Genomic DNA, 21957 nt, shown 5'->3' with positions numbered 1-21957 from the left:
GTCGCGCGGGCCGCCTATCGGCGGTCGACCGCCGGTTCGGGGGCGCCGAGGGTGTCGCCCTCGACGAACTCGCAGGGGAGGAGTCGTTGCTGGACGCCGTCGGCGCTGCCGTCGATGACCCCGGTCAGCACCTCGACCGACTGCCGGCCCATCTCCTCGCGCGGGATGTGGAACCCGGTGAACGCGGTGTCGGTGGGCACCGGCACCGTCGGGTCGCCGAGCGTCAGGATCGACAGGTCACCGGGTACGCGCAGCCCGCGTCGGCGGGCGGCGGACTCCAGGGCGACGGCGGTGGCGAAGTCCTCGACGAAGACGACCGTGCTGCCGTCCCCGGCGAGGTCGTCCAGGACGGCGTCGGCGTCGCGGGTCGGGTCGGCCAGGCGGCGGGCCGACTCGGCGGCCGGTGCGGCGGCGTCGAACCCGTGCCAGCGGTCGGCCGAGGACTCGGCGGTGGCGTCCACGCCCAGGTAGGCCAGGCGCCGGTGGCCGCGTCCCAGGGCCAGTTCGACGAGCTGCCGCACCGCCGCGGCGTAGTCGGCGCCGACGTAGGGGACCGGTCCACCCGCGTCGTCGCGGCGACCCACCGCCACGTACGGGTATCCGTCGCGGTTGAGCCGGAGCAGCTCGGCGGCGTCGATCTCGCGTCCGAGCAGGATGCACCCGTCGGCCAGGCGGAGCCGGTTGTCGCGGTGGAAGATCCGTCGACGCCCGTCGACCACGGGTGCGCTGGTGAACAGCAGCAGGTCGCAGCCGACCCGTTCGGCGTACTCCTCGATGCCGAGCAGGAAGGGGTGGAAAAAGTCCCGGCTGCCGCTGGGGAACGCCGGCTCGTAGGTGAAGACGCCGATGATCCGGTTGAACCGGGACGCGAGCCGACGGGCGACCGGGTCGGCGGCGTACCCGGTCTCGGCGATCACCCGCAGCACCCGGTCCCGGGTCTCGGGGGCGATGCGCACCTCCGCGTCGGCGCGGTTGTTGAGCACCAGCGACACGGTTGCCTGGCTGACGCCGGCCATCCGTGCGATGTCACGTTGTGTGACGCGTCGGGGTGCAGGGGGCACGGGGGAGTCCTTCCACTGCCGCTAATGCGTATTAGCGTTCGGGCTGGGAAGGAGCTTCGCGGCTGAACCCGATCGATGTCAAGAGGGTGACGGCAGATTTCCGTCTGATGAACTCCCTGAACTAATGCGGATTAGCGAGCGTCCTCGGCGGACCTGTGAACGAGGCGCGGCGCCCCACCCGCCCGACGGGGCACCCTCGCCGTCGGCTCTTGACAGCGCCGCCCCGGAGTCGCAGTATTCAAGAACTCGACGGCGCTAATACGTATTACCGCAACGCCTGAACGCCCCGGCGCTCCCCGCTGTCCACGGAGAGCTGCACGGAGCGTGACTGGTGCTGCGGACGCGGCCGGGTGCCCGGCGGCGGGTCGTCTCAGACCCGGCCGCTGACCAGGTACTGCATCTGGTGCTCGTGGTTCGGTGCCACGCCGTACCGGTGGTCCAGCTCGTAGATCGACGTCAGCGGGACGGCCGTGACGTCCGTCAGGCCCGACTCCTCCAGCACCGCCACGGTCTTGTCGATGGAGGTCGCGGTGGCCAGCGGCAGCTCCGCCTGCACCTGGCTGTCGTAGTGGCCGGTGAAGTTCTCCGAGGCGTTGTCGAGGCCGTGCGGGAACCAGGTGCTGTCCACCACCGCGACCGTGCCGCCGGGGCGCAGCAGGCGGATCCAGTTGGCCACGGCCCTCTGCGGCTCGCGTAGCGTCCACATCAGGTATCGGCTGGTGACGGCGTCGAAGCTGGCGGCCGGGAAGTCCGGCGCCACGGCGTCGCCGAGCCGGATGACCGGGCCGTCGGTGACGGTCGCGGCGTGCCGGCGGGCCTCGGCGAGCATGCCCTCGGCCAGGTCGATGCCGGTGACGCGGTGCCCGAGACCGGCCAGGACCATGGCGACCTGGCCGGTGCCGGTGCCGACGTCGAGCACGTCCAGCGGTGCGGCCGGCAGGGCCTGCGCCCAGATCTGCGCCCAGGCCCGCTGGTCGTCGGCGAGCCGGTCGGGGCGCTGCTGGTACTCGTCGTACTCGGGTGCGCGGCCGGTCCAGTAGGCGTTGATGCGTTCCTGCGTGGTCATGCCGCAGTCCTCTCGTCGGTGCTCTCATGGATCGGGTGGAACAGCAGGTGGACGGTGCCGTCGAGGTCCAGGCGCCGGATGCCGATGCCGTAGACGGGCTCCAGGACGGCGGGGTCGAGGACCTCGTCGACGGTGCCGGCGGCGGCGACCCCGCCCGCGCCGAGCAGCACCAGGTCGTCGCAGTAGCGGGCGGCCAGGTTGAGATCGTGCAGCACGACGACCGAGCAGGTGTCCAGCGTGCGGACCAGGTGCAGGATCTCGTGCTGGTAGCGGATGTCGAGGTGGTTGGTGGGCTCGTCGAGCAGCAGGTGGGTGGCCTGCTGGGCGAGCGCGCGGGCGATCAGCACCCGCTGCCGCTCACCGCCGGAGAGCTGGACGAACGCCCGCCCGCTCAGGTGCGTGGCACCGACCCGGCTCAGGCAGCGGGCGGCGATCTCGTGGTCGGCCCGACCGGTCCGCTGGAACGTCGACAGGTGCGGCCCCCGGCCGAGCAGCACCAGCTCCGCCACGGTCAGGGCGGTCTCCCCGCCGCTCTCCTGCACGACCACGGCCAGCCGCCGCGCGGCCTCCCGGGCGGGCAGGGCGACCAACGCGTCGCCGTCCACCACGACCTGCCCGGTCCGGCTGCGCAGGGCGCCGTAGAGCAACCGCAGCAGCGTGGTCTTGCCGCTGCCGTTGGGCCCGATCAGGCCGAGGACCCGACCCGGCCGGGCGGTCACGCTGACCCCGTCGATGACCGGATTCGCGCCGTAGCGCCACGTGACGTCGGTGGCCTCGATCACGAGCCGTTCCCGAAGCGCTGCACGATCCGCTCCAGACCGTCGATGGACAACGGCGTCGGCGGCTCGGTGAAGTTGAACAACTGGGTCATGACCTGGCCGTTGCGGACCGCGTTGAGCTGCTGCGCGCCCGGCAGCCCGGTGAGCCCCTGCTCGACCGCGCGGGGGTCGCCGTCGCCGTAGAGCAGGATCAGCACGTCCGGGTTGCGGCCGAGCAGTTCCTCGACGGTGACCTCGAAGACCCGCTCCTTGACGTCGCCGAAGACGTTGCGGAAACCGGCGGCCGTCAACTGCGGGTGGGCCATGCTGCCGGTGCCGTACGCGTACGTGGTGCCGCCGCCGACGGTCGGATAGAGCACCGCCGCGGTGCGTCCGGACCCGCTGCCCGCCTCGGCCTGGACCTTCGTCATCCGGTCCTGGAGCGCGGTGACCGCAGTCGACGCCTCGGTCTGGCGGCCGAACACCCGGCCGTACGTCTCCATCTGCCGGTAGATGTCGTCGAAACTCGGCACGGCGGTGCTGTCCGGGCACATCGCCGGCTCCTCCAGCAGCGGGATGTCCACCGCCGCGAGGGTGTCGCGGGAGAGGTTGTCGACCTCGCCGAGGACCAGGTCGGGCTCCTGGCTGATCACCACCTCCTTGGAGATCTGGAGGTGGCCGCTGGTGTCGGTCTTGTCGGTCAGCAACGGGATGCGGTCCAGCTCGCCCTGGGTCGCCGCGTCGTAGTACTCCTTCGGGTACTGCCCCGCCCGCGCGGTGACCCGGTCCAGCACGCCGAGCGCGTGCAGGTACGGCACGGCGGCGCTCTTGAGCAGCACGATCCGCTGCGGAGGGGCGTCGAAGGTGACGTCCACGCCGCAGTTGGTCACGGTGACCGGGTAGCCGGGGGCGGCGTCGGTCGGTCCGTCGGCGCCGCCGCCGCACCCGGCGACGAGCAGCACGCACGCGGAGGCGGCGGCGGTGGCGAGGCGGCGTGCCTTCAACATCGGTTCTCCTTGACGGACGGGCGTTCAGGCGCCGGAGGCGTGCAGACGGCGGATCAGGACCAGCAGGAAGGGGGCACCGAGCAGGGAGGTGATGATGCCGATCGGGATCTCCTGCGGTGCCAGCAGCACCCGGGCCAGCACGTCGGCCCAGACCAGGAGGATCGCCCCGAGCAGCGCGGCCACCGGCACCACCCGGACGTGCGGTGCGCCGACGATGCGGCGGGCCAGGTGCGGCACGACCAGGCCGACGAAACCGATGCTGCCGGCGGCGGAGACCAGGATGCCGACGCTGAGCGAGACCAGCACGAGCAGCCGGAGGCGGAACCGGTCCGGCGAGACGCCCAGGGTGTGCGCGGTCTCGTCGCCGATGGCCAGCACGTCGAGCCGCCGTCCGACGACGGTCAGGTATCCGATGGTGCCGATCAGCACCACGGCGGCGATCAGCAGCAGGGCGTTCCAGCGGGCCAGGCCCAGCGACCCGAGGAGCCAGAACATCACCGACCGGGCACCCTCGGCGGATCCGGAGGCGAAGATCAGGAAGCTGGTGGTGGCGTACAGCGCGTACCCGACGGCGACGCCGGCCAGCAGCAGCCGGATGGAGGTGACCCGGCCGCCGCTGCGCGCGATCAGGAAGACCAGCAGCGAGGCGCCGAGCGCGCCGACGAACGCGCTGGTGGAGAGCGCGTACTGGCCGAAGCCGGCGCCGGCGCCGAAGAGGATCGCGGCGGCCGCGCCGCTGGAGGCGCCGGAGTTGATCCCCAGCAGGTACGGGTCGGCGAGCACGTTGCGGACCATGGCCTGCAAGGCCACGCCGCAGACCGCCAGCCCGGCGCCGACCAGCATGCCGAGCAGGACCCGGGGCAGTCGGACCTGCCAGACGATCGCCTGCTGCGGTCCGGTCCAGCTCACCTCGCCCGGCACGCCGACGAGCTGGTGCCCGATGATCCGGGCCACCGTGAGCGGCGGGATGCCGATCGCCCCGGCCCCGACCGCGACCAGGCCGGTCAGGACCAGGCCGAGGGTCAGCGCGAGCAGCCAGAGGCCGGTCCGGCGGCGCTGCGCCGCCACACCGAGCACGTCCGTCGGGCTCGTCGGCAGGGTGGTGACGCTCACCGCTCTCCCACGCAAAGTCGTTGTTCTTGCCAAGCCTTTGCAAAAAGCTAACACCAAGATCACGCCAGCGGAAGCCGGATGAGTCGTTGTTCACGCTCCGCTCGACCCCGTGTCGCCGTGCGGACATCACACCCGCGCGCCGGTCGTCACGCGTGATCCGGACGCTAGGATCCGAGACGGTACTGGTTCGCCCCGGCCGTCCGGTCGAGGCGTCGTAAGAGGGAACCCGGTGTGAGTCCGGGACTGCCCCGCAGCGGTGAGTGGGAACGACCGCCGTCACACGCACTGGACGCCCTGTCGGGTCCGGGAAGCGACGGCCAGTAGGAGACCGGCCCAGCCGGTCGCGCCCACGAGTCCGAAGACCTGCCCGTGCCGCGTGCGCAGCCGCGCACGCCGCCGTCGGCCTCGCGGGAGGGCCCGGGCGAGGTCGGTCGTCGCACCGTGCCCTCCCCAGCCTTCCCCGGAGCCGTACCGCCGGACCTCGAGGGAAGGGAACCCTGGCGACATGACCACTCCGTTCGGCACGAGCACCGTGCTCGGCTATCCGCGCATCGGCCCGCGCCGTGAACTCAAGACCGCGGTCGAGGGCTACTGGGCCGGCCGCATCGACGAGCCGACCCTGCGGGCCACCGCCGCGCAGGTACGCGAGGAGACCTGGCGTACGTTGCACGACGCCGGCCTGTCCGCCGTACCGTCCAACACGTTCTCGCTCTACGACCACGTGCTCGACGCGGCCGTCACGGTCGACGCCGTACCCGACCGGTTCCGCCGGCTCGGCCTCGGTGAGCTGGACACCTACTTCGCCATGGCACGCGGCACCGCCCAGGAGCCGCCGCTGGAGATGACGAAGTGGTTCGACACCAACTACCACTACCTGGTGCCCGAGATCGGCCCGGACACCGCCTTCGCCGCCCGGGCCGACACGCCCCTGACCGAGTACGGGCGGGCGCGGGCGCTCGGCATCACCACCCGTCCGGTGCTGGTCGGCCCGGCCACCCTGCTGCTGCTCGCCAAGCCCACCGCCGACGCGCCGGACGGGTTCCGCCCGTTCGACCGGCTGGACGACCTCGTCGACGTCTACGCCGACCTGCTGACCGCGCTCGCCGACGTCGGGGTGCCGTGGGTGCAGCTCGACGAACCGGCGTACGTCGGCGACCGGTCCGACGCCGAGATCCGCGCCCTCAGCGCCGCCTACGCCCGCCTCGGCGCGCTGACCCACCGGCCCCGCCTGTTCGTCGCCGCCTACTTCGGCGAACTCGGCGATGCGCTGCCCGCCTTGCTGGACACGCCGATCGAGGCGATCGGGTTGGACCTGGTCGCCGGACCGGGTGACCTGGACCGGCTCGCCGGCCACGGCGCGCTGCCGGGCCGGACCGTGGTCGCCGGGCTGGTCGACGGCCGCAACGTGTGGCGGACCGACCTGCGGGCCGCTGCGGCTGTCGGCGCCACCCTCACCGGGCTCGCCGACACCGTCGCGGTGTCCACCTCCTGCTCGCTGCTGCACGTGCCGGTGGACCTGGCCGCCGAGACCGAGCTGGACCCCCGGCTACGGGACCGGTTGGCGTTCGCCCGTCAGAAGGTCGACGAGGTGGTCGCGCTCGGTCGGGTGCTGCGCGACGGGGTGGGCGAGCTGCCCGCCGCGCCTGCGCCGGTGCCGGCACAGTGGCGCGACGACGCGGTCCGTGCCCGCCTGGAGGCCCTGCGGCCCGAGCACACCCGACGCGGCCCGTACCCGCAGCGCGCCGAGGCCCAGCGCCGACGCCTCGGGCTGCCCGCGCTGGCGACCACCACCATCGGGTCGTTCCCGCAGACCGAGGCGTTGCGCCGGGCCCGGGCCGAGCACCGGGCCGGTCGCCTGGACGCGGCCGGCTACGCCGAGCGGATGCGGGCCGAGATCGCCGAGGTGGTGGCCGAACAGGAACGCCTCGGGCTGGACGTGCTGGTGCACGGCGAGCCGGAGCGCAACGACATGGTGCAGTACTTCGCCGAACACCTCGACGGCTTCGCCGCCACCGCCCACGGCTGGGTCCAGTCGTACGGCTCCCGGTGCGTACGCCCGCCGATCCTGTACGGCGACGTGACCCGGCGCGCACCGATCACGGTGACCTGGTCCCGGTACGCCCAGTCCCTCACCGACCGGCCGGTCAAGGGCATGCTCACCGGTCCGGTGACCATCCTGGCCTGGTCGTTCGTCCGGGTGGACCAGCCGCTGGCGGAGACCGCCCGGCAGGTCGCCCTGGCCCTGCGTGACGAGGCGCGGGACCTGGAGGCGGCGGGCATCCGGATCATCCAGGTCGACGAGCCCGCCCTGCGGGAACTGCTGCCACCACGCCGCCGGGACCACGCCGGCTACCTGGACTGGTCGGTGGCGGCGTTCCGACTGGCGACCAGCGGCGTCGCCGACGCCACGGCGATCCACACCCACCTGTGCTACTCGGAGTTCGGCGAGGTGCTGCCCGCCATCGACGCCCTGGACGCCGACGTGACCAGCATCGAGGCGTCCCGTTCCCGGATGGAGATCCTCGACGACCTGGCCACCGTCGGCTACACCCGGGGCATCGGGCCGGGTGTCTACGACATCCACTCGCCCCGGGTGCCCGACGGCGCCGAGGTGGTCACCGCGCTGCGCCGGGCGGCGGCGGTCGTCGGGCCGGACCGGCTCTGGGTCAACCCCGACTGCGGGCTCAAGACCCGGGGCTACGACGAGGTCCGTCCCGCACTGACCGCGCTGGTCCGGGCCGCCGCCTCGGTCCGCGCCGAACTGGCCGCCGACGGGCCGACGCCCGCACCGAGCGACGCCTGACCGGTGGTGCCCGCCGGTGGGAGCCACCCACCGGCGGGCGCCGCCGACGGACCGCACACCCGAGAGGACCGGAAGGGTCAGGGTGTGGTGGCCTTGACCACGACCGCCTCCGGGGGCGGTGGCTGCTCGGCCGGCGGGAGGCGTCGGGCCAGCCGCCGGACCGCGGTGTTGAGCACGGCGATCAGCGGTACGGCGATGAGCGCGCCGAAGATGCCGTCGAGCACCACACCGGCGGTGACCGCCAGCACCACGGGCAGCGGGTGCAGCGCCACCGCCTTGCCCATGATCCACGGCTGGAGGACGTTCCCCTCGACCTGCTGCACCACGATCACCGCGCCGAGGATGAACAGCGCGGTGACCCAGCCGCCGTCCACCAGGGCGACCAGCACCGCCACCGCGCCGGAGAGCGTGGCACCGACGATCGGGATGAACGCGCCGAGGAAGACCAGCGCGGCCAGGGCGAAGGCGAACGGCACGTCGAACAGCACCAGCGCGATACCGATGCCCACCGCGTCGATGAACGCCACCAGCACGGTGGCCCGCACGTAGGCGACCAGGGTCTGCCACGAGGCCCTGCCCGCGTCGTCGAGGCGCCAGCGGGCGGGGGCCGGGAACATCCCCACGATGAACCGCCAGATGCGCTGGCCGTCGCGGAGGAAGAAGAACATGGCGAAGAGAACCAGCAGCGCGCCGGTGAAGATCTCCACCACCGTGCCGGCGGTGGAGAGCGCGCCGGTGGTCAGCGCCTGGGTGTTCTCGTTGATCCAGTTCTGCCCGGCTTGGATGTACTGGTTCAACGTGCCGTCGGAGAGGTTCAGCGGCCCGTCGCGCAGCCAGTTCTGGATCTGACCGATGCCGTCGGCCGCGTTGCGGCTGAGGTCGGGCAGGCCGGTGACGAACTCGCTGACCACCATGGTCAGCGTGCCGACCACGGCGGCCAGTCCACCGATCAGCACCACGGCGGTGGCCAGCGAACGGGGGAAGCGGGCCCGCAGCAGCCAGCCGACGGCGGGTGCCAGCAGTGCGGAGAGCAGCAGCGCCACCAGCAGGGGCACGATCACGACGCGGATGGTGCCCATGAACCGCAGCATCGCCCAGCCGACGATGCCGATGACGATGATCCGCCACGACCAGGCGGCGGCGATCCGCAACGAGTGCGGCACCCCGGCGTCGTCCCGGCTGATCGTCGAGGGATGGCCGTCCTCGCCGTCGTTGCCGGCGCGGGGCTCGGGGATGGGCCGGGCGAACTCCTCCGCACGGTCGGCCTGCCGGGTACGGTCCCGGTCCCTGGCCGCGCGTACCGACTCGCGTCCCCCGTCGTACGCCCGGCGCAGTCGGTGCCGCAGCTGCTCGAACCGGCTCAAGGGAACCCCCAGGTGAAGATCGGTCGGTACACCGTAACGGGTCGGGCCACACACCGGCACGGTGACCAGCGGCCAGGCCGGAAACGACCGGACCGCCGCCGATCTTCGCCGGTGACGTCGGGTCGCTTCAGCCCTATCCTGGCGCTTCGTGCCCGGGTGTCCGGCCGACGCCGCCCCGGCTCGCGGGTGGGTCCCTCCGGACGCCGAGGGCTCCATCTGCCACGAGGAGGTTCCCGGGTGAGAAGGTTCGCGGTACTCGTCACCGCGGTGACGGCGGCCACGGCGGTCGCCGTACCGGCGCAGGCGCAGTCGACGTCGACCCCGACGGCGGTCACCCTCAAGCCGCCGCTGAGCGGCCTGGTCGACCGGGCCGAGCCGGCCACCGGTGCGTACGCGCCGGTGGTGGACAGCTTCGTCATCCGGGTCAACTGGAGCGACCTGCAACCGCAGCAGCAGGCCGGCACCGACCACGGCGGTGCGCTCGACACCACCGCGATCGACCTGGCGGTCACCGCCGCGAACGCGGCCGGGATGCACGCCCGGCTGCGGGTGGTCGGCGGCATCCACGCCCCGGACTGGGCGAAGACGCTGGGCGGGTCGAGCCCGATCCCGTGGTACACCAGCGGCAGCCTGACCGGCACGATCGGTGCGTTCTGGACCAGCGAGTACGGAACGGCCTACCAGAACCTCCAGGACCGGCTGGCCGCCCGCTACGACGACGAGCCCCGGATCCGGGACGTGGTGATCGCCCGCTGCACCACCGAGTTCGCCGAGCCCTACATCCGGCAGACCGGGCAGCTCAGCCTGAACCGGCCCGGCCTGGAGGCGGCCGGCTACACCGGGGCGGCCGACGACCAGTGCCACCGCGACGAGATCGACGCGCACGACGTGTGGGAGCAGACCCGCTCCTACCTGGCCTTCAACCCGTACCAGCGGATCAACGAGGTGACCTGGACGGGCTCGGTGGACATGCCGTACACCCGGCAGATGATCGACTACTGCCGTACCTCACTGGGCGCCCGGTGCGTGCTGGGCAACAACTCGATGTACCCCGACCGCCCGAACAACTACTACGCGATGTGGGCGTACATCGCGGGCAAGGGCGGCCCGATCAGCTACCAGACCGCGACCGCCGACCTGGTCTGCGCCGACCAGGACCCGTGCCCGGCGTCGACCTGGAACCAGACGCTGGAGCTGGCCCTCACCTACGGGGCGAACGCCGTGGAGCTGCCCAGGACGAAGACCGGCTACCAGAGCTGGTCGATCGCGGACGTGTCGCCGAACCACGGCCTACAGCACTACGACGACCTGCTGGAGGCCGCCGCCGGGCCGTGACGCGGCTGCGCCGGACGCGGCCGTGGGCGGTGCGTAGACTCCGAACCGGACGATCGCCTTGCTCACGGCCGCTCTCGACGCGCCATCCGGCGGCGAGCTGCGGAAGAGGCCCATGACCAAGACGTACGACGTACCCCTGCTGGTGCTGACCGTGGCGACCGGGGCGATCGACGGCGTCAGCTACCTCGCCCTGGACCGGGTCTTCACCGGCAACATGACCGGCAACGTGCTCTTCATCGGTTTCGGCCTGGCCGGGGTTCCCGGGCTGCCGGTGCTCAACAACCTGGTGGCGTTGCTGGCCTTCATGCTCGGCGCGGTGCTCGCCGCCCGGCTGACCCGGGGCGCGACGGGCCCGGCGAAGCTGCCCCGCTCCGGCCTGGTCGTGCTGGTCGCCGGTAGCGCGTCGACGCTGGCGTCGGCCGGGCTCTGGCTCGGCACCGGGTCGCCGGAGGGGATCGTGATGCTGGTCGTCACCGGGTTGTTGGCGCTGGTGCTCGGCGCCCAGGCCGCGGCGGTCCGCCACATCGGCATCCGGGACCTCTCCACGGTGGTGGTGACGATGACCATGGTGAACCTCTCGGCGGACAGCCGGGCTGCCGGAGGCGTGGGCACGGCGTGGGCCCGACGGCTCGCCGCGATCGTCTCGATGGGCCTCGGCGCCCTGGTCGCGGCGCTCCTGACACTGCGGGTCGACGGGTCCTGGGCCCTGCTGATGGCGGGGGTGGTGATGGCGGCCGGCACGGCGATGATCGCGGCGGTCCGCCGCCGGGAGATCACGGCCGCGACGCACGCGCGGGCGGGCGATCCGGCCACCTGACCGCCGCGCGACGGGCGGGCCGGTGACGCGACCTGCGGCCCCGCCGACCGGGTAACCCTGGGCGTGCTCGGTCGACACCGCAATGCCAGCATGACGGCATGGATATCTACGAGGACGAGCGGACCGTGTCGCGGGCGGATCTGGCCGCGTGGCTGCGTCAGGTGGCGAGCCAGGTGGAGGCCGGGCAGGTCTTCTACGGTGCCGCCGGCACCATCGCCGTCGCCGACCAGGTGCACTGCGAGCTGGAGATCGAGCAGGAGGGGAAGGACGAGTACTCGATCGAGATCGAGTTCTCCTGGAAGAACCCGGTGGTCGAGGCGGAGAAGCCGAAGGCCGACGCGGAGAAGACCGACGCCGAGAAGGCGGCGGCGACCGAGGCGGACGAGGAGCCGGAGACGGAGTCCTCGGCGACCGCCTGACGGCGCGCCGACCCCGTTCGGGGAGGGCCGCCGTGACCGGCGTGGGCGGCACGACCCGCTCGTCCGGTGGCGCGGCGCGCCCTCGCCGATGGCAGCGGTCGCCGCGTCGTGCTCACCGCAGCCGGCCGCGCCGACCGAACCAGTCGCGGGAGACCCGGGTGTTCAGCGCCCACAGCACCCAGAGCAGCAGGAGCCCGCCGACGCAGGTGATCGCGCCCCACAGGCCGAGCGAGGCGGCGGCCAACAGGCCGGTCAGCGCGTACGCCGGGTAGGGCGCCCACTGACGGCGGGCGGCCAGGCTCACCGCCACCAGCGTGCACGCCACGGCCATCACGGCGAAGAAGACGGCGGCGCCGAGCGAACCGCCGTCGACCACCGCGCGGTGCGCGGTCGCCAGCGCGAACAGCAGCGCCAGTACGCCGAAGACGAGCACGGTGAGCCGGACGGGTGTGGGCGTCGCGGGGTGTCGGAACGTGTCGCGGTAGCCGCCGTCGTGGACTCGTCCGACCATACCGACAACGATGGGTGTCGACACGCGACCGCAGGCCGCCACTGTCACCAATGCGACACTTTCCCGGCCTCGCTCTAAGCTTCCGGCCATGGCCAGGTACTTCGACGTGCATCCGGACAACCCGCAGCCGCGCATCATCGGTCAGGTGATCGACATCGTCCGGCGCGACGGCCTGATCGCCTACCCGACCGACTCGTGCTTCGCGCTCGGCAGCCGGCTCGGCAACAAGGCGGGCATGGACCGGATCCGGGAGATCCGCCAGCTCGACAGCGGGCACCACTTCACCCTGGTCTGCCGCGACTTCGCCCAGCTCGGCCAGTTCGTGCAGCTCGACAACGCGGTGTTCCGGGCGGTGAAGGCCGCCACCCCGGGCGGTTACACCTTCATCCTGCCGGCCACCCGCGAGGTCCCGCGCCGGCTGCTGCACCCGCGCAAGAAGACCGTGGGCGTCCGCATCCCCGCGCATCCGGTCACCCGCGCGCTGCTCGACGAGTGGGGCGAGCCGTTGCTGTCGAGCACCCTGCTGCTGCCCGGCGACGAGGAGCCGATGACCCAGGGCTGGGAGATCAAGGAACGCCTCGACCACGCCGTGGACGCGGTGGTCGACGCGGGGGAGTGCGGCACCGAGCCGACCACGGTGATCGACTTCTCGGACGGTGAGCCGGAGGTCGTCCGGGTCGGCGCCGGTGACCCGGCCCGCTTCTCCTGACCACCCACCGCACCCCGGTCAGGGGCGGTGTCGCCGAACGGCCGACGCCTGACGGGTGGGGCGGCGCAACACCGCGATCCGGTCGCCCCGGGTCCGCACCGACGTGCGCCCACCACGTCGGCGCCGCACCGTCAGGTCGAAGGTGTGCCCACCGACCCGTACCCCCTCCAGCGTGAGGTCCGGTAGCCACGGCGGCAGGTGCGGGTCGAGGAGGATCGCCCGCAGCGGCGCGGCCGGGCGCAGCGCCAGCAGCGCCTGCACCAGCGCGACGACCGCGCTGGCCGACCACGCCTGCGGGGAGCACGAGTTCGGGTAGACCCCGGGATGCGGGAAGGTGTCGCGGGGCAGGCCGCTGAGCACCTCGGGGAGGCGGTGCTCGGCGAAGAGGGCCGACGCCGCGAAGGTCCCCTCGGCCAGCCGGTGCAGGTGGTCCCAACAGCCGTACCGGGCGAGCCCGAGGCCGATGGTGCCCGCCTCGACCGGCCAGACACTGCCCCGGTGGTAGCTGAACGGGTTGTACGCCGGGTGCGTGGCGGAGAGAGTGCGGATGCCCCACCCGCTGAACATGTCCGGCGCGAGCAGCCGGTCGGCGACCACGGGCGCGATCCGGGCCGGCACGATGCCGGAGGCGAGCAGGTGCCCGTCGTTGGAGTTGACCGAGCGCACCGGCCGCCCGTCCGGGCCGAGGGCCATCGCGTAGCAACCCCGGTCCGGCATCCAGAAGGCGTGGTGGAACCGGCGACGCAGGGCCCGCGCCCGCCGCACCAGGGCCGCGCCCGTCGCGGGATGACCGGTCACCGTGAAGATCACGGCCGCGTGCCGCAGGGCGGCGTACCAGTACGCCTGCAACTCGCTGCTCGCGATCGGGTTCGGCACCGGCCGACCGTGTTCGTCGACCACCGCGTCGTCGGAGTCCTTCCAGCCCTGGTTCTTCACGCCGACCCGGGAGCGGCAGTGGTACTCCAGGAACCCGTCGTGGTCCTGGTCGCCGAACCGGTCGAGCCAGTCCAACGCGCGCCGGGCCGCCGGCAGCAGCGCGCGGACCGTGTCGAGGTCCGCCGTCCAGGCGTAGTACTGGCCGAGGAACATGAGGAGGTCCGGAGCGGTGGACCAGTCACCGTGGTAGTGCGACAGCGGGTCGAGACCGAGCGCGGACACCGGCCCCTGGCGCGCCTCGTGCAGCGGCTTGCCGGGCTCCTCGTCGCGCCAGTCGTCGATGCGCCGTCCGAGGTGGGCGGCGTTGAGTCGCAGACTGTCAGCGAGCATCGTCGGGCCGGCGAGCATCGCCTGCCACGAGGCGGTCATCGTGTCCCGGCCGAAGATCTCCTGATAGATCGGCAGGCCGGCGATGGGTGCGGTCGGGCCGGACGGCTCGCCGAGGGGCAGCCCGGCCAGGTCCTCCGTCGCGCATCGCCAGGCCGCCGTCACGTCGAAGTTGGTGCTGGTCAACTGGGTGAACTCGCGTTCCAGCCGGGTGCGTGCCGCACCGGCGAGGTCACCGGAGTCGGTGAAGCTCGGCGGTGGCGCGACGAGCCGTTCGCCGTCGAAGACGGGCTCGACGAGGATCTCCACCTGCCGACGTTCGCGGGTCGGCAGCGCCAGGTCGACCTCGAAGCCGTCGTCGGCGTACCGGAGCGGCTGGTCCGTCCGGGCCCGGATCACCACCGCCCGGTCCAGGCCGTCGCAGCGGTAGATCAGACGGAGCTCCCGCTGCGCCGGGTCCCACCGGCGCTCGACCGTGCCGGACTGCACCCGCCGGCCCCGTTCGGCCTCGCCGGTGTCCGCGAAGTCGGCGTCCAGCTCGATGCGCAGTCGCAGGTCCAGCGGTGTGTCGGCGTAGCTGAGCACGGTCAGCCGGGTCCGCAGCCCCGCTCCCACGAACCGGGCCACGGTCAGGTACGCCGCCCGCGAGGGCAGTTCGTCACCGGCGCCCAGCTCGGCGTAGGACAGTTGGGCGTACCCCTGGACGGTGGCCGTGCTGAACGGCACCGGCTCCCGTCCGTCGACGGTGATGCGCTCGGTGTGCAGCACCCGGGTGTTGCGGGCGAAGAATCCCTGCGGCCCGGTGCCGGTGATCCGGCCCCGGACGTCGGTGACCAGCGTGCTCCAGCCGCTGGCCAGATAGAGCAGGTCGGGGCGGACGCGCAGATTGCGGACCCGGCTCATCCGTTCCCCCTGGCCTGCGGTGGACCTGGCGTGGCGACGGTGCGACACGCGGCGGCGTCGGTCGGCGGTTCCTACCCCCTCGCCGCCCGGGTACACCTGTAGGCATGGCGCGGGGGAGGGTTCCGTGGCTCGGAACCCTCCCCCGCAGGTGCGGGTCGGATCAGCCGGTGAATCGGAAGTAGGTGCGGTACTGGAAGCCGTTGTCCAGGGTCAGGACGAACTCACGGCAGGTGCCGGCCCAGGCGGGGTCGGTCTTCCAGACGTAGTTGTACTGGCCTCTGGCATTGGCGGACATGCGGGAGTTGCCGGGATTGGCGGCGGCCACCGGGAGCGGTCGCGGCGTGACCGAACCGTCCGGGTTGACCGTCTGCAGCGTGTCGCAGTCGACCAGGCGGGAGTACGGCGAGTTGCTGGCCAGGATGTCCAGCCCCCGGTTCGCGGCGAGTTGGAACTTCATCGGTGCCGCGTCCCCGGCGGGCAGCGTGTTCAGGCCGGGCGCTGCGGTGCGGCCGACGAAGTCGCCCCGGCAGGACGGGTGCGTGTCGAACGCCTCCGTGTTGTCGTCGCGGTTGGTGGTGCCCTGCACCGCGCTGTAGCCGAGACCCCGGCGGGCGAACGAGGCCCAGAGGGTGCAGGCGTTGTCGCCGCCGGTCAACGCCGCGTCGGCGGCGATGATGGCGTTGCGGCCGACCACGAAGCCCGGCCCGCAGCCCTGCATCTTCAACCCGTCCATGACGAGCTGCATGGCGAGGTTGTTGCCGCCGGTGTTCCAGTCGCCGTAGACGTTCGGGTTCAGACCGTGCCGGTCGATGAGGTCCCAGGTGACGTCCCAGAGGACGGCGGCCCAGCCGTGCCCGATGCCGTGCGGCGCGGCCAGCGAGGTGCCGTTCAGCCAGCCGCCCGTCTTGATGCTGTCGTAGGTGAACGGCTGGGTCTCCATGTTGCGCGAGTACGGCCGGGGGCGCAGCCCGTTGCCGGTGCGGTCGGCCTGATAGAGCACGTACGGCACCAGGCCCCGCGAGCCGTCGGCGGTGTCGAGGGCCGGGTCCAGCAACGTGGTGATCGCGAAGAAGTCGCTCCAGCCCTCGCCCATCTGCTCGTTGCCGGTCAGGCAGTTGATCCCCGGACCGCCGGTCAGCCGCAGCGAGATGCCGTGGCCGTACTCGTGGATGATGATGCCGGCGTCGAGGTCGCCGTCGCGCATGCCCGGGTGGCTGGGGTGCTTGCGGACCGAGCCGGTGACCGTGCCCTCGGCGATCGCGGCCTTGAGCGTGGTGCCGTCGGCCTGGGTGACCGCCACCGCCGGGATGGCGACCGGCGCGGTCGTCATGGCGCCGGTGAGCACCGGCGCGGCACCGGCCGCGTTGTGCGCGACCACCACCGCGTCGGCGCCGAGCGACTCGGCGATCTGGGTGCGCAGCAGGTAGGTGCAGGCGGTGGTGCCGCCGTCGACCACCGCGACCCAGCCGTCCTCGGGCAGCGTGGCCGGGTACGACGAGGCGGCGCAGCCGGTGCCGCCGTGCACGAACGGGCGGGCGGACAGACCGGCGCTGGTCGGTGCCGGGCTGTAGCGCGACCAGGTGGCGTCGAACGACCCGACCCCGTCGACGACGACCTGGTTCTGGGCGCCGAACTGGTTGCCCGGCCACAGGTACATCTGCATCCGGGGCGTGCCCACACCGTCCACCGCGGGGGTGGAGAAGTTGGCGTTGTTCGAGCCGCCGCCGTCGGCCGCCTCGGCGCGGACGTAGTCGCCGCCGACACCGCCGCGACCGTAGTTGTTGGCCTGGAAGTTCCCGGACGCCTCGTCGAAGCCGTAGCGGTACGAGACGTCGTGGATGATGTTGTTCCAGTAGAACAGGTTGGCGGTGGCCGCGTCCCGGTAGCTCTGCGGGTTCTCGCCCAGGTCGAGCGGGAAGTTGAAGGTCAGGTTCGGCCCGCCGTCCGGGCTGCTGCCGAAGTCCGGCGCGTTGTTGTTGTCCTGGTCCTGGTACGCGTGGACGTTGTTGCCCTGGGTGGTGGTGAACTCCGGACCGGGCACGCCGTCCGTGTCGTGCCAGCCGTGCGGCGAGGCCAGCGCGTCCGCCGGGTCGGTCACCACGGCGCGGGGGCCGTCGTTCGGGCTCTCCGTCGGGTAGCCGTAGACGTGGTAGCTCGACCCGTCCCGCACCGGGTCGGGCGTGCCGAACGGCCCACTGCGCCGGACCGGCATCGTCCGGCCGGAGACCGGGTGCAGGGTCTCGGCGAGGTCGTCGGTGTGCTCGTGGGTGGTCCAGTCGTCGGCGTCGAGCAGGTCGCCGCTCTCCGCGTCGACGGTGGCGTTCCAGAGATGCGCGTCGGTGGCGTCGTCGATGACGAGTTGCCAGGCGAGGCGGAGCCCGGCGTCGGTGGGTTGCCAGCCGAGCTTGGCCGGGATGGGCTCGGCGGAGACGCCGCTGCCGCTGACGACGGTGCCCTGCGCCGGGCCGCCGGTGCGGCTCATCACCCGGGTGTTGGTGGGCGTGGGCAGGTCCAGGGCCTCGGCGGCGGCCTCGACGGCGTCCACGGCGTCCAGGTCGGGGGTGGTGGCCCCGGCGGTCAGGCCGGCCACGAGGGTGTCGCCGACGAAGACGACGCTGCCGTCGCGGGCGACGTTGACCGTCGCGGTGGCCCCGAAGATCTCCAGCTTCTCGTGGCGCTGGGCGAGGTTGACGTGGGTGACGCCGGTGTGCCGGCTGGTGTAGCTGGACACCACGGCGAGGTCACCGAGGTCGGCGGCGGTCACCCCGTGCCGGGTCGGGTCGGCGCGCAGGTAGGCGGCGGCGATGTCCTCCGGGGCGCCCTGGTTCGGGCCGGTCAGGAAGATCTCGTGGGACCTGAGGGGTTCCTCCGGGGCCGCCGCGGCGGGCTTCGCGGCGACCGAGGTCAACGAGGCGACGAGGGCGGTGGACAGCAGCAACGCGCCGCTGCGGCGAGCGCGTGACGAGCGGGGTTGTCGGGGCACTTCTGCTCCTTCGGGGGTGGAAAGGACAGCACGGAGCGCCGATCCACGACCGGGCGGTCCGTCACGGCGGCCGTGACGCTCGCGTGCGGTCACGGTGCGTGACCGTGCCCGTGCGAGGTGGATCGCGTCGACGCTACGGCGCAGCTCACGGCCGGTCATCCGACAAATGTTCAAATATTTCGATCTATTGCTCCTACGTCTGTCGTGCGACCGTTCCGAGCTGCGGCAATGCGTCGTCGGTCCGTACGTCGCGCGCGTAGACACTGTGTGTATAGCCCGCGTGTATAGTGGCACTCATGTCTGTCGGTTACGCCCTACTGGGTCTGCTGGAGCAGGGCCCGCGACACGGTTATGACCTCAAGCGTTCCTACGACGACCAGTTCGGTCGCGGGCGGTCGCTGCACTACGGCCAGGTCTACGCCACGCTCGCCCGGTTGCTCAAGAACGGTCTCGTCGAGGTCCAGTCCGAGCCCGGCGAGGGCCCGGACCGCAAGCGGTACGCGATCACCGAGGCCGGCGTCACCGACGTCGAGCAGTGGCTGGCCCGACCGGAGCAGCCCGAGGTCTATCTCCAGAGCAAGCTCTACACCAAGGTCGTCCTGGCGCTGCTGACCGACCGTGACGCGGTCGACCTGCTCGACGTGCAGCGCGCCGCCCACCTGGCGCAGATGCGGGAGCTGACCCAGCGCAAGCTCGCCGGTGACCTGGCCGACCAGCTCGTCTGCGACCACGCCCTGTTCCACCTGGAAGCCGACCTGCGCTGGTTGGAGCTGACCGCCGCCCGGCTGGACCAGCTCCGCGCGCAGGTGCGAGAGGAGATGCGATGAACCCCGCAACGGACGCCCCGCTGCTGGAGGCGGAGGAGCTGGTCAAGACGTTCGGCGCCACCACGGCGCTGGACGGCGCGTCGCTGCGGGTGTACGCCGGTGAGGTGCTCGCCCTGATGGGCCCGTCCGGCTCCGGCAAGTCCACCCTGCTGCACTGCCTGGCCGGGATCGTCATGCCGGACTCCGGTCGGGTCCGCTACGCCGGCCAGGATCTGGTCGCCCTGTCCGACCAGCGGCGCAGCGCGCTGCGCCGGACCGAGTTCGGCTTCGTGTTCCAGTTCGGGCAACTCGTGCCGGAGCTGACCTGCCAGGAGAACGTGGCCCTGCCGTTGCGGCTGTCCGGCGTCCGTCGGCGGGAGGCGGCGCGCCGCGCTGCCGAGGCGTTGGCCCGGCTGGAGGTCGGCGACGTGGCGGACAAGCGACCCGGCGAGGTCTCCGGCGGTCAGGGCCAGCGGGTGGCGGTGGCCCGCGCGCTGATCACCGGTCCTCGGGTGATCTTCGCCGACGAGCCGACCGGTGCGCTCGACTCGCTCAACGGCGAGCGCGTGATGCGCCTCTTCGTCGAAGCGGCCCGGCAGACCGGCGCCGCGGTCGTGCTGGTCACGCACGAGGCGCGGGTGGCCGCGTACTCCGACCGGGAGGTCGTGGTGCGCGACGGCACGGTCCGCACTCCGGCGCAGGTCCGATGAGCGCGGGGACGCGACGTGGCGGATTGGCCTGGCTGGAGGACCTGGCGCTGGGCGTACGGCTCAGCGTGGCGGGCGGCCGGTCCGGCTGGACCCGACTGGCCCTGATCTCGGTCGGTGTGGGCCTCGGGGTGGTGCTGCTGCTGACCGCCGCCGCCCTGCCCACACTGGTCGCCGCGCGCGGCGACCGGGAGGCGGCCCGCCTGCCGGGCCCGGCGGTGTCCGCACCCGGGCCGGAGACCCTGCTGACCGTGGATGTGGAGTCGCGCTACCGGGGCACCGACGTCAACGGCTGGCTGGTGCGGCCCGAGGGGGAGCGGTCGCCGCTGCCCCCCGGTGTCGACCGCCGGTTGGCGCCGGGGGAGATGGTCGTCTCGCCGGCCCTGGCCGCAGTGCTCGACTCGCCCGACGGCGCGCTGCTGCGGGAGCGGTGGGGCGGCCGGGTGGTCGGCACCATCGGCCCCGACGGGCTGGCCGGCCCGGGTGAACGACTCTTCTACCTGAACTCGGAGCAGGTGGACGAGGAGTCCCTCGGTGCCCGGCGGATCGCCGCGTACGGCGGTGACGGCCCGCAGGAGTCCGGGGGAGTGCCCCCGGTGCTGCTGGTGCTGGGCGTGCTGGGCCTGGTGGTCCTGCTGCTGCCGGTGATGATCTTCGTGAGCACGGCGGTGCGGTTCGGCAGCGAGGCCCGCGACCGCCAGCTCGCCGCGATCCGGCTGGTCGGCGCGGACAGCGCGATGACCCGGCGGGTGGCGGCGGGGGAGAGCCTCGTCGGCGCGGTGCTCGGGTTGGCGCTCGGGGCGGTCGGATTCGTCGGCGTCCGTGGGGTGGCCGGCGACCTGCTGCCACCCGGGTTCAGCTTCTTCGCCGCCGACATGCGTCCGGTACCCGGGTTGGCGCTGCTGGTCGTGGTGCTGGTGCCGACCGTCGCGGTCCTGGTCACCCTCTCCGCGCTGCGGCGGGTGGTGATCGAGCCGCTCGGCGTGGTCCGGCGCGGCAGCGCGCGTCATCGTCGGTTCTGGTGGCGGCCACTGCCGTCACTGGTCGGACTCCTCCTGCTCTACCCGCTGGTCGGCGGTCTCCCCGAGCAGGCCGGCGGCCTGCTGGTGGAGCTGCAACTCGCCGCCGGGGCGACGCTGCTGCTGGTCGGGGTCGTCCTGCTGCTGCCGTGGCTGGTGCAGGCGACGGTGCGGCGGCTGGGTGGCGGCGGCGTCGCGTGGCAGCTCGCGGTCCGCCGGTTGCAACTGGACAGCGACACCGCGGTCCGCGCCGTCTCCGGTATCGCGGTGTCGGTGGCCGGCGTGATCGCCGTGCAGGGAGTGCTCGGCGCGGCGCAGACGCACAGTGCGAGCGACCTGAGTCCCGACGACGACTTCCAGGCCGTGGTCTTCGTCTATGAGCCGGGCGTGCCCGACGGTCCCGCGCGGACCTGGGCCGAGGCGCTGGCCGACACGGTCGGGGTGCGGGCCACCAGCGGGGTGGCGGACCTGGGCACCGCCCCGGACGCGGCACAGGTCCATCGGGTCTACATCGCCGACTGCGTGGCCCTGCGCCAGTACGCCGAGCTGCCCACCTGTGCCGACGGTGACAGCTTCGCCGGCCCTGGTGGCGCGTCGACGGCTGCGGGCACCACGCTCACCTTCGACGACGACGGCACACCGATCCGCTGGACGGTGCCGGCCGAGGTCCCCACGGTGCGGCAGTACTCCACGCTGGTCGTGGCGGACTTCCTGCTCACCCCGGGCGCGGTGGAGGTGCCGCCGGTCAACCCGAGCAGCGTGCTCGTCGCGTACGACCCGGCCGACCGGGACGTGGTGGAGCGGTTGCGCAACACCGTCGCGAGGGTGGACCCGACGGCGGTCGTGCAGACGTTCGAGGAACGCCGTACCTCCTCGGTGCTGGCCGGTTACCAGCAGGCGCTCCAGATCGGCGCGGTCGTCCTGCTGCTGGTCATCGGCGCGAGCATGCTGGTCAACATCCTCGAACAGCTGCGCGAGCGGCGGCGGCCGTTGGCGGTGCTCAGTGCGTTCGGCGCGCGCCGCCGCAGCCTCTCCGGGTCGGTGCTCTATCAGGTGGCGATCCCGGTCTCGTTGGGCATGCTGTTGGCGGTCGTGACCGGAAGCGCGGTGGCGGCCCTGCTCCAGTCGGTCGCCGGCATCGCCGTCGGCGTCAACTGGGGGGCGATCGCCGGGGTGTCCGGCACCGCCGCGGTGCTGGTGCTCGTGGTCACCGCCGCCAGCCTGCCACTGCTGTGGCGGTTGACCCGGGCCGAGGGGCTACGCAGCGAATAGTCGTCAGCGACCCGGCGGATTCGCGGCGTGGCTCGGGCACG

Annotated in this window: 17 protein-coding genes and 1 riboswitch; of the genes, 8 read left to right on the top strand and 9 right to left on the bottom strand. The window is 72.7% G+C overall.

All coding sequences use genetic code 11. The annotated features are described in order from the left end of the window. Window positions 1-14 precede the first annotated feature (14 nt). The 5 genes from HUT12_RS21225 to HUT12_RS21205 form a co-directional block, all read right to left on the bottom strand. Window positions 15-1061 carry a LacI family DNA-binding transcriptional regulator gene (locus tag HUT12_RS21225; protein WP_131055470.1) on the bottom strand — a complete coding sequence of 349 codons (1047 nt, stop codon included), beginning with the start codon at window positions 1059-1061 and terminating at the stop codon, window positions 15-17. Window positions 1062-1431: 370 nt separating this feature from the next. Then, on the bottom strand, window positions 1432-2127 hold the full coding sequence (locus HUT12_RS21220) for a class I SAM-dependent methyltransferase (protein ID WP_131055468.1): 696 nt from the start codon (window positions 2125-2127) through the stop codon (window positions 1432-1434). After that, complete coding sequence (locus HUT12_RS21215) at window positions 2124-2909, bottom strand: ABC transporter ATP-binding protein (RefSeq protein WP_131055466.1); 786 nt, start codon at window positions 2907-2909, stop codon at window positions 2124-2126. The genes HUT12_RS21220 and HUT12_RS21215 overlap by 4 nt, the downstream gene beginning before the upstream one ends. Beyond that, window positions 2906-3892 (bottom strand): ABC transporter substrate-binding protein, encoded by a 987-nt coding sequence (locus HUT12_RS21210; RefSeq protein ID WP_176094495.1) that lies wholly within the window; start codon window positions 3890-3892, stop codon window positions 2906-2908. Before HUT12_RS21210 ends, HUT12_RS21215 begins: the two co-directional genes overlap by 4 nt. Window positions 3893-3916: 24 nt before the next feature. Then, window positions 3917-5005 (bottom strand): iron ABC transporter permease, encoded by a 1089-nt coding sequence (locus tag HUT12_RS21205; RefSeq protein ID WP_176094494.1) that lies wholly within the window; start codon window positions 5003-5005, stop codon window positions 3917-3919. Window positions 5006-5171: 166 nt separating this feature from the next. After that, a riboswitch (cobalamin riboswitch) is annotated at window positions 5172-5391 on the top strand. Window positions 5392-5510: 119 nt separating this feature from the next. Here HUT12_RS21205 and metE point away from each other — a divergent pair. Beyond that, the gene (gene metE, locus HUT12_RS21200) at window positions 5511-7808 is read left to right on the top strand and encodes a 5-methyltetrahydropteroyltriglutamate--homocysteine S-methyltransferase (protein WP_176094493.1); all 2298 of its coding nucleotides are present in this window, start codon (window positions 5511-5513) and stop codon (window positions 7806-7808) included. A 77-nt stretch (window positions 7809-7885) separates the two neighbouring features. On the opposite strand, the gene HUT12_RS21195 is transcribed toward metE, so the two are convergent. Next, window positions 7886-9172 (bottom strand): AI-2E family transporter, encoded by a 1287-nt coding sequence (locus HUT12_RS21195; RefSeq protein WP_176094492.1) that lies wholly within the window; start codon window positions 9170-9172, stop codon window positions 7886-7888. A 237-nt stretch (window positions 9173-9409) separates the two neighbouring features. Here HUT12_RS21195 and HUT12_RS21190 point away from each other — a divergent pair, with 237 nt between their 5' ends. The 3 genes from HUT12_RS21190 (at window position 9410) to HUT12_RS21180 (ending at window position 11743) form a co-directional block, all read left to right on the top strand. Continuing rightward, complete coding sequence (locus HUT12_RS21190) at window positions 9410-10507, top strand: hypothetical protein (protein ID WP_176094491.1); 1098 nt, start codon at window positions 9410-9412, stop codon at window positions 10505-10507. A 112-nt stretch (window positions 10508-10619) separates the two neighbouring features. After that, window positions 10620-11324 (top strand): YoaK family protein, encoded by a 705-nt coding sequence (locus HUT12_RS21185; protein ID WP_176094490.1) that lies wholly within the window; start codon window positions 10620-10622, stop codon window positions 11322-11324. Window positions 11325-11422: 98 nt separating this feature from the next. After that, window positions 11423-11743, top strand: a complete 321-nt coding sequence (locus tag HUT12_RS21180) for an amphi-Trp domain-containing protein (protein ID WP_131054700.1) — start codon at window positions 11423-11425, stop codon at window positions 11741-11743. Window positions 11744-11855: 112 nt separating this feature from the next. On the opposite strand, the gene HUT12_RS21175 is transcribed toward HUT12_RS21180, so the two are convergent. After that, entirely contained in the window at window positions 11856-12254 is a 399-nt protein-coding gene (locus HUT12_RS21175) for a hypothetical protein (protein ID WP_131054701.1), read from the bottom strand. Window positions 12255-12342: 88 nt separating this feature from the next. Here HUT12_RS21175 and HUT12_RS21170 point away from each other — a divergent pair, with 88 nt between their 5' ends. After that, window positions 12343-12963 carry an L-threonylcarbamoyladenylate synthase gene (locus HUT12_RS21170; RefSeq protein WP_131054702.1) on the top strand — a complete coding sequence of 207 codons (621 nt, stop codon included), beginning with the start codon at window positions 12343-12345 and terminating at the stop codon, window positions 12961-12963. An 18-nt stretch (window positions 12964-12981) separates the two neighbouring features. Here the strand turns inward: HUT12_RS21170 and HUT12_RS21165 are convergent, their stop codons facing one another. Together HUT12_RS21165 and HUT12_RS21160 are read right to left on the bottom strand one after the other, a co-directional pair. After that, window positions 12982-15129 (bottom strand): glycogen debranching N-terminal domain-containing protein, encoded by a 2148-nt coding sequence (locus HUT12_RS21165; protein ID WP_176094489.1) that lies wholly within the window; start codon window positions 15127-15129, stop codon window positions 12982-12984. Window positions 15130-15289: 160 nt separating this feature from the next. Beyond that, entirely contained in the window at window positions 15290-18112 is a 2823-nt protein-coding gene (locus HUT12_RS21160; RefSeq protein ID WP_254876914.1) for a M36 family metallopeptidase, read from the bottom strand. 296 nt (window positions 18113-18408) lie between these two features. On the opposite strand from HUT12_RS21160, the gene HUT12_RS21155 reads away from it, so the two are divergent. From HUT12_RS21155 to HUT12_RS21145, 3 genes are read left to right on the top strand one after another with little or no spacing between them, the layout of a single operon-like run. After that, window positions 18409-18939 carry a PadR family transcriptional regulator gene (locus HUT12_RS21155; protein WP_131054704.1) on the top strand — a complete coding sequence of 177 codons (531 nt, stop codon included), beginning with the start codon at window positions 18409-18411 and terminating at the stop codon, window positions 18937-18939. Continuing rightward, window positions 18936-19628: an ABC transporter ATP-binding protein gene (locus tag HUT12_RS21150; RefSeq protein ID WP_176094487.1), complete on the top strand. Its 693-nt coding sequence runs from the start codon at window positions 18936-18938 to the stop codon at window positions 19626-19628. The genes HUT12_RS21155 and HUT12_RS21150 overlap by 4 nt, the downstream gene beginning before the upstream one ends. Next, on the top strand, window positions 19625-21916 hold the full coding sequence (locus tag HUT12_RS21145; protein ID WP_176094486.1) for an ABC transporter permease: 2292 nt from the start codon (window positions 19625-19627) through the stop codon (window positions 21914-21916). The genes HUT12_RS21150 and HUT12_RS21145 overlap by 4 nt, the downstream gene beginning before the upstream one ends. The last annotated feature ends 41 nt before the right edge of the window (window positions 21917-21957 follow it).

Source organism: Verrucosispora sp. NA02020 (genome assembly GCF_013364215.1).
Lineage (GTDB): Bacteria > Actinomycetota > Actinomycetes > Mycobacteriales > Micromonosporaceae > Micromonospora.
This window is presented reverse-complemented; position numbering and strand designations above follow the sequence as displayed.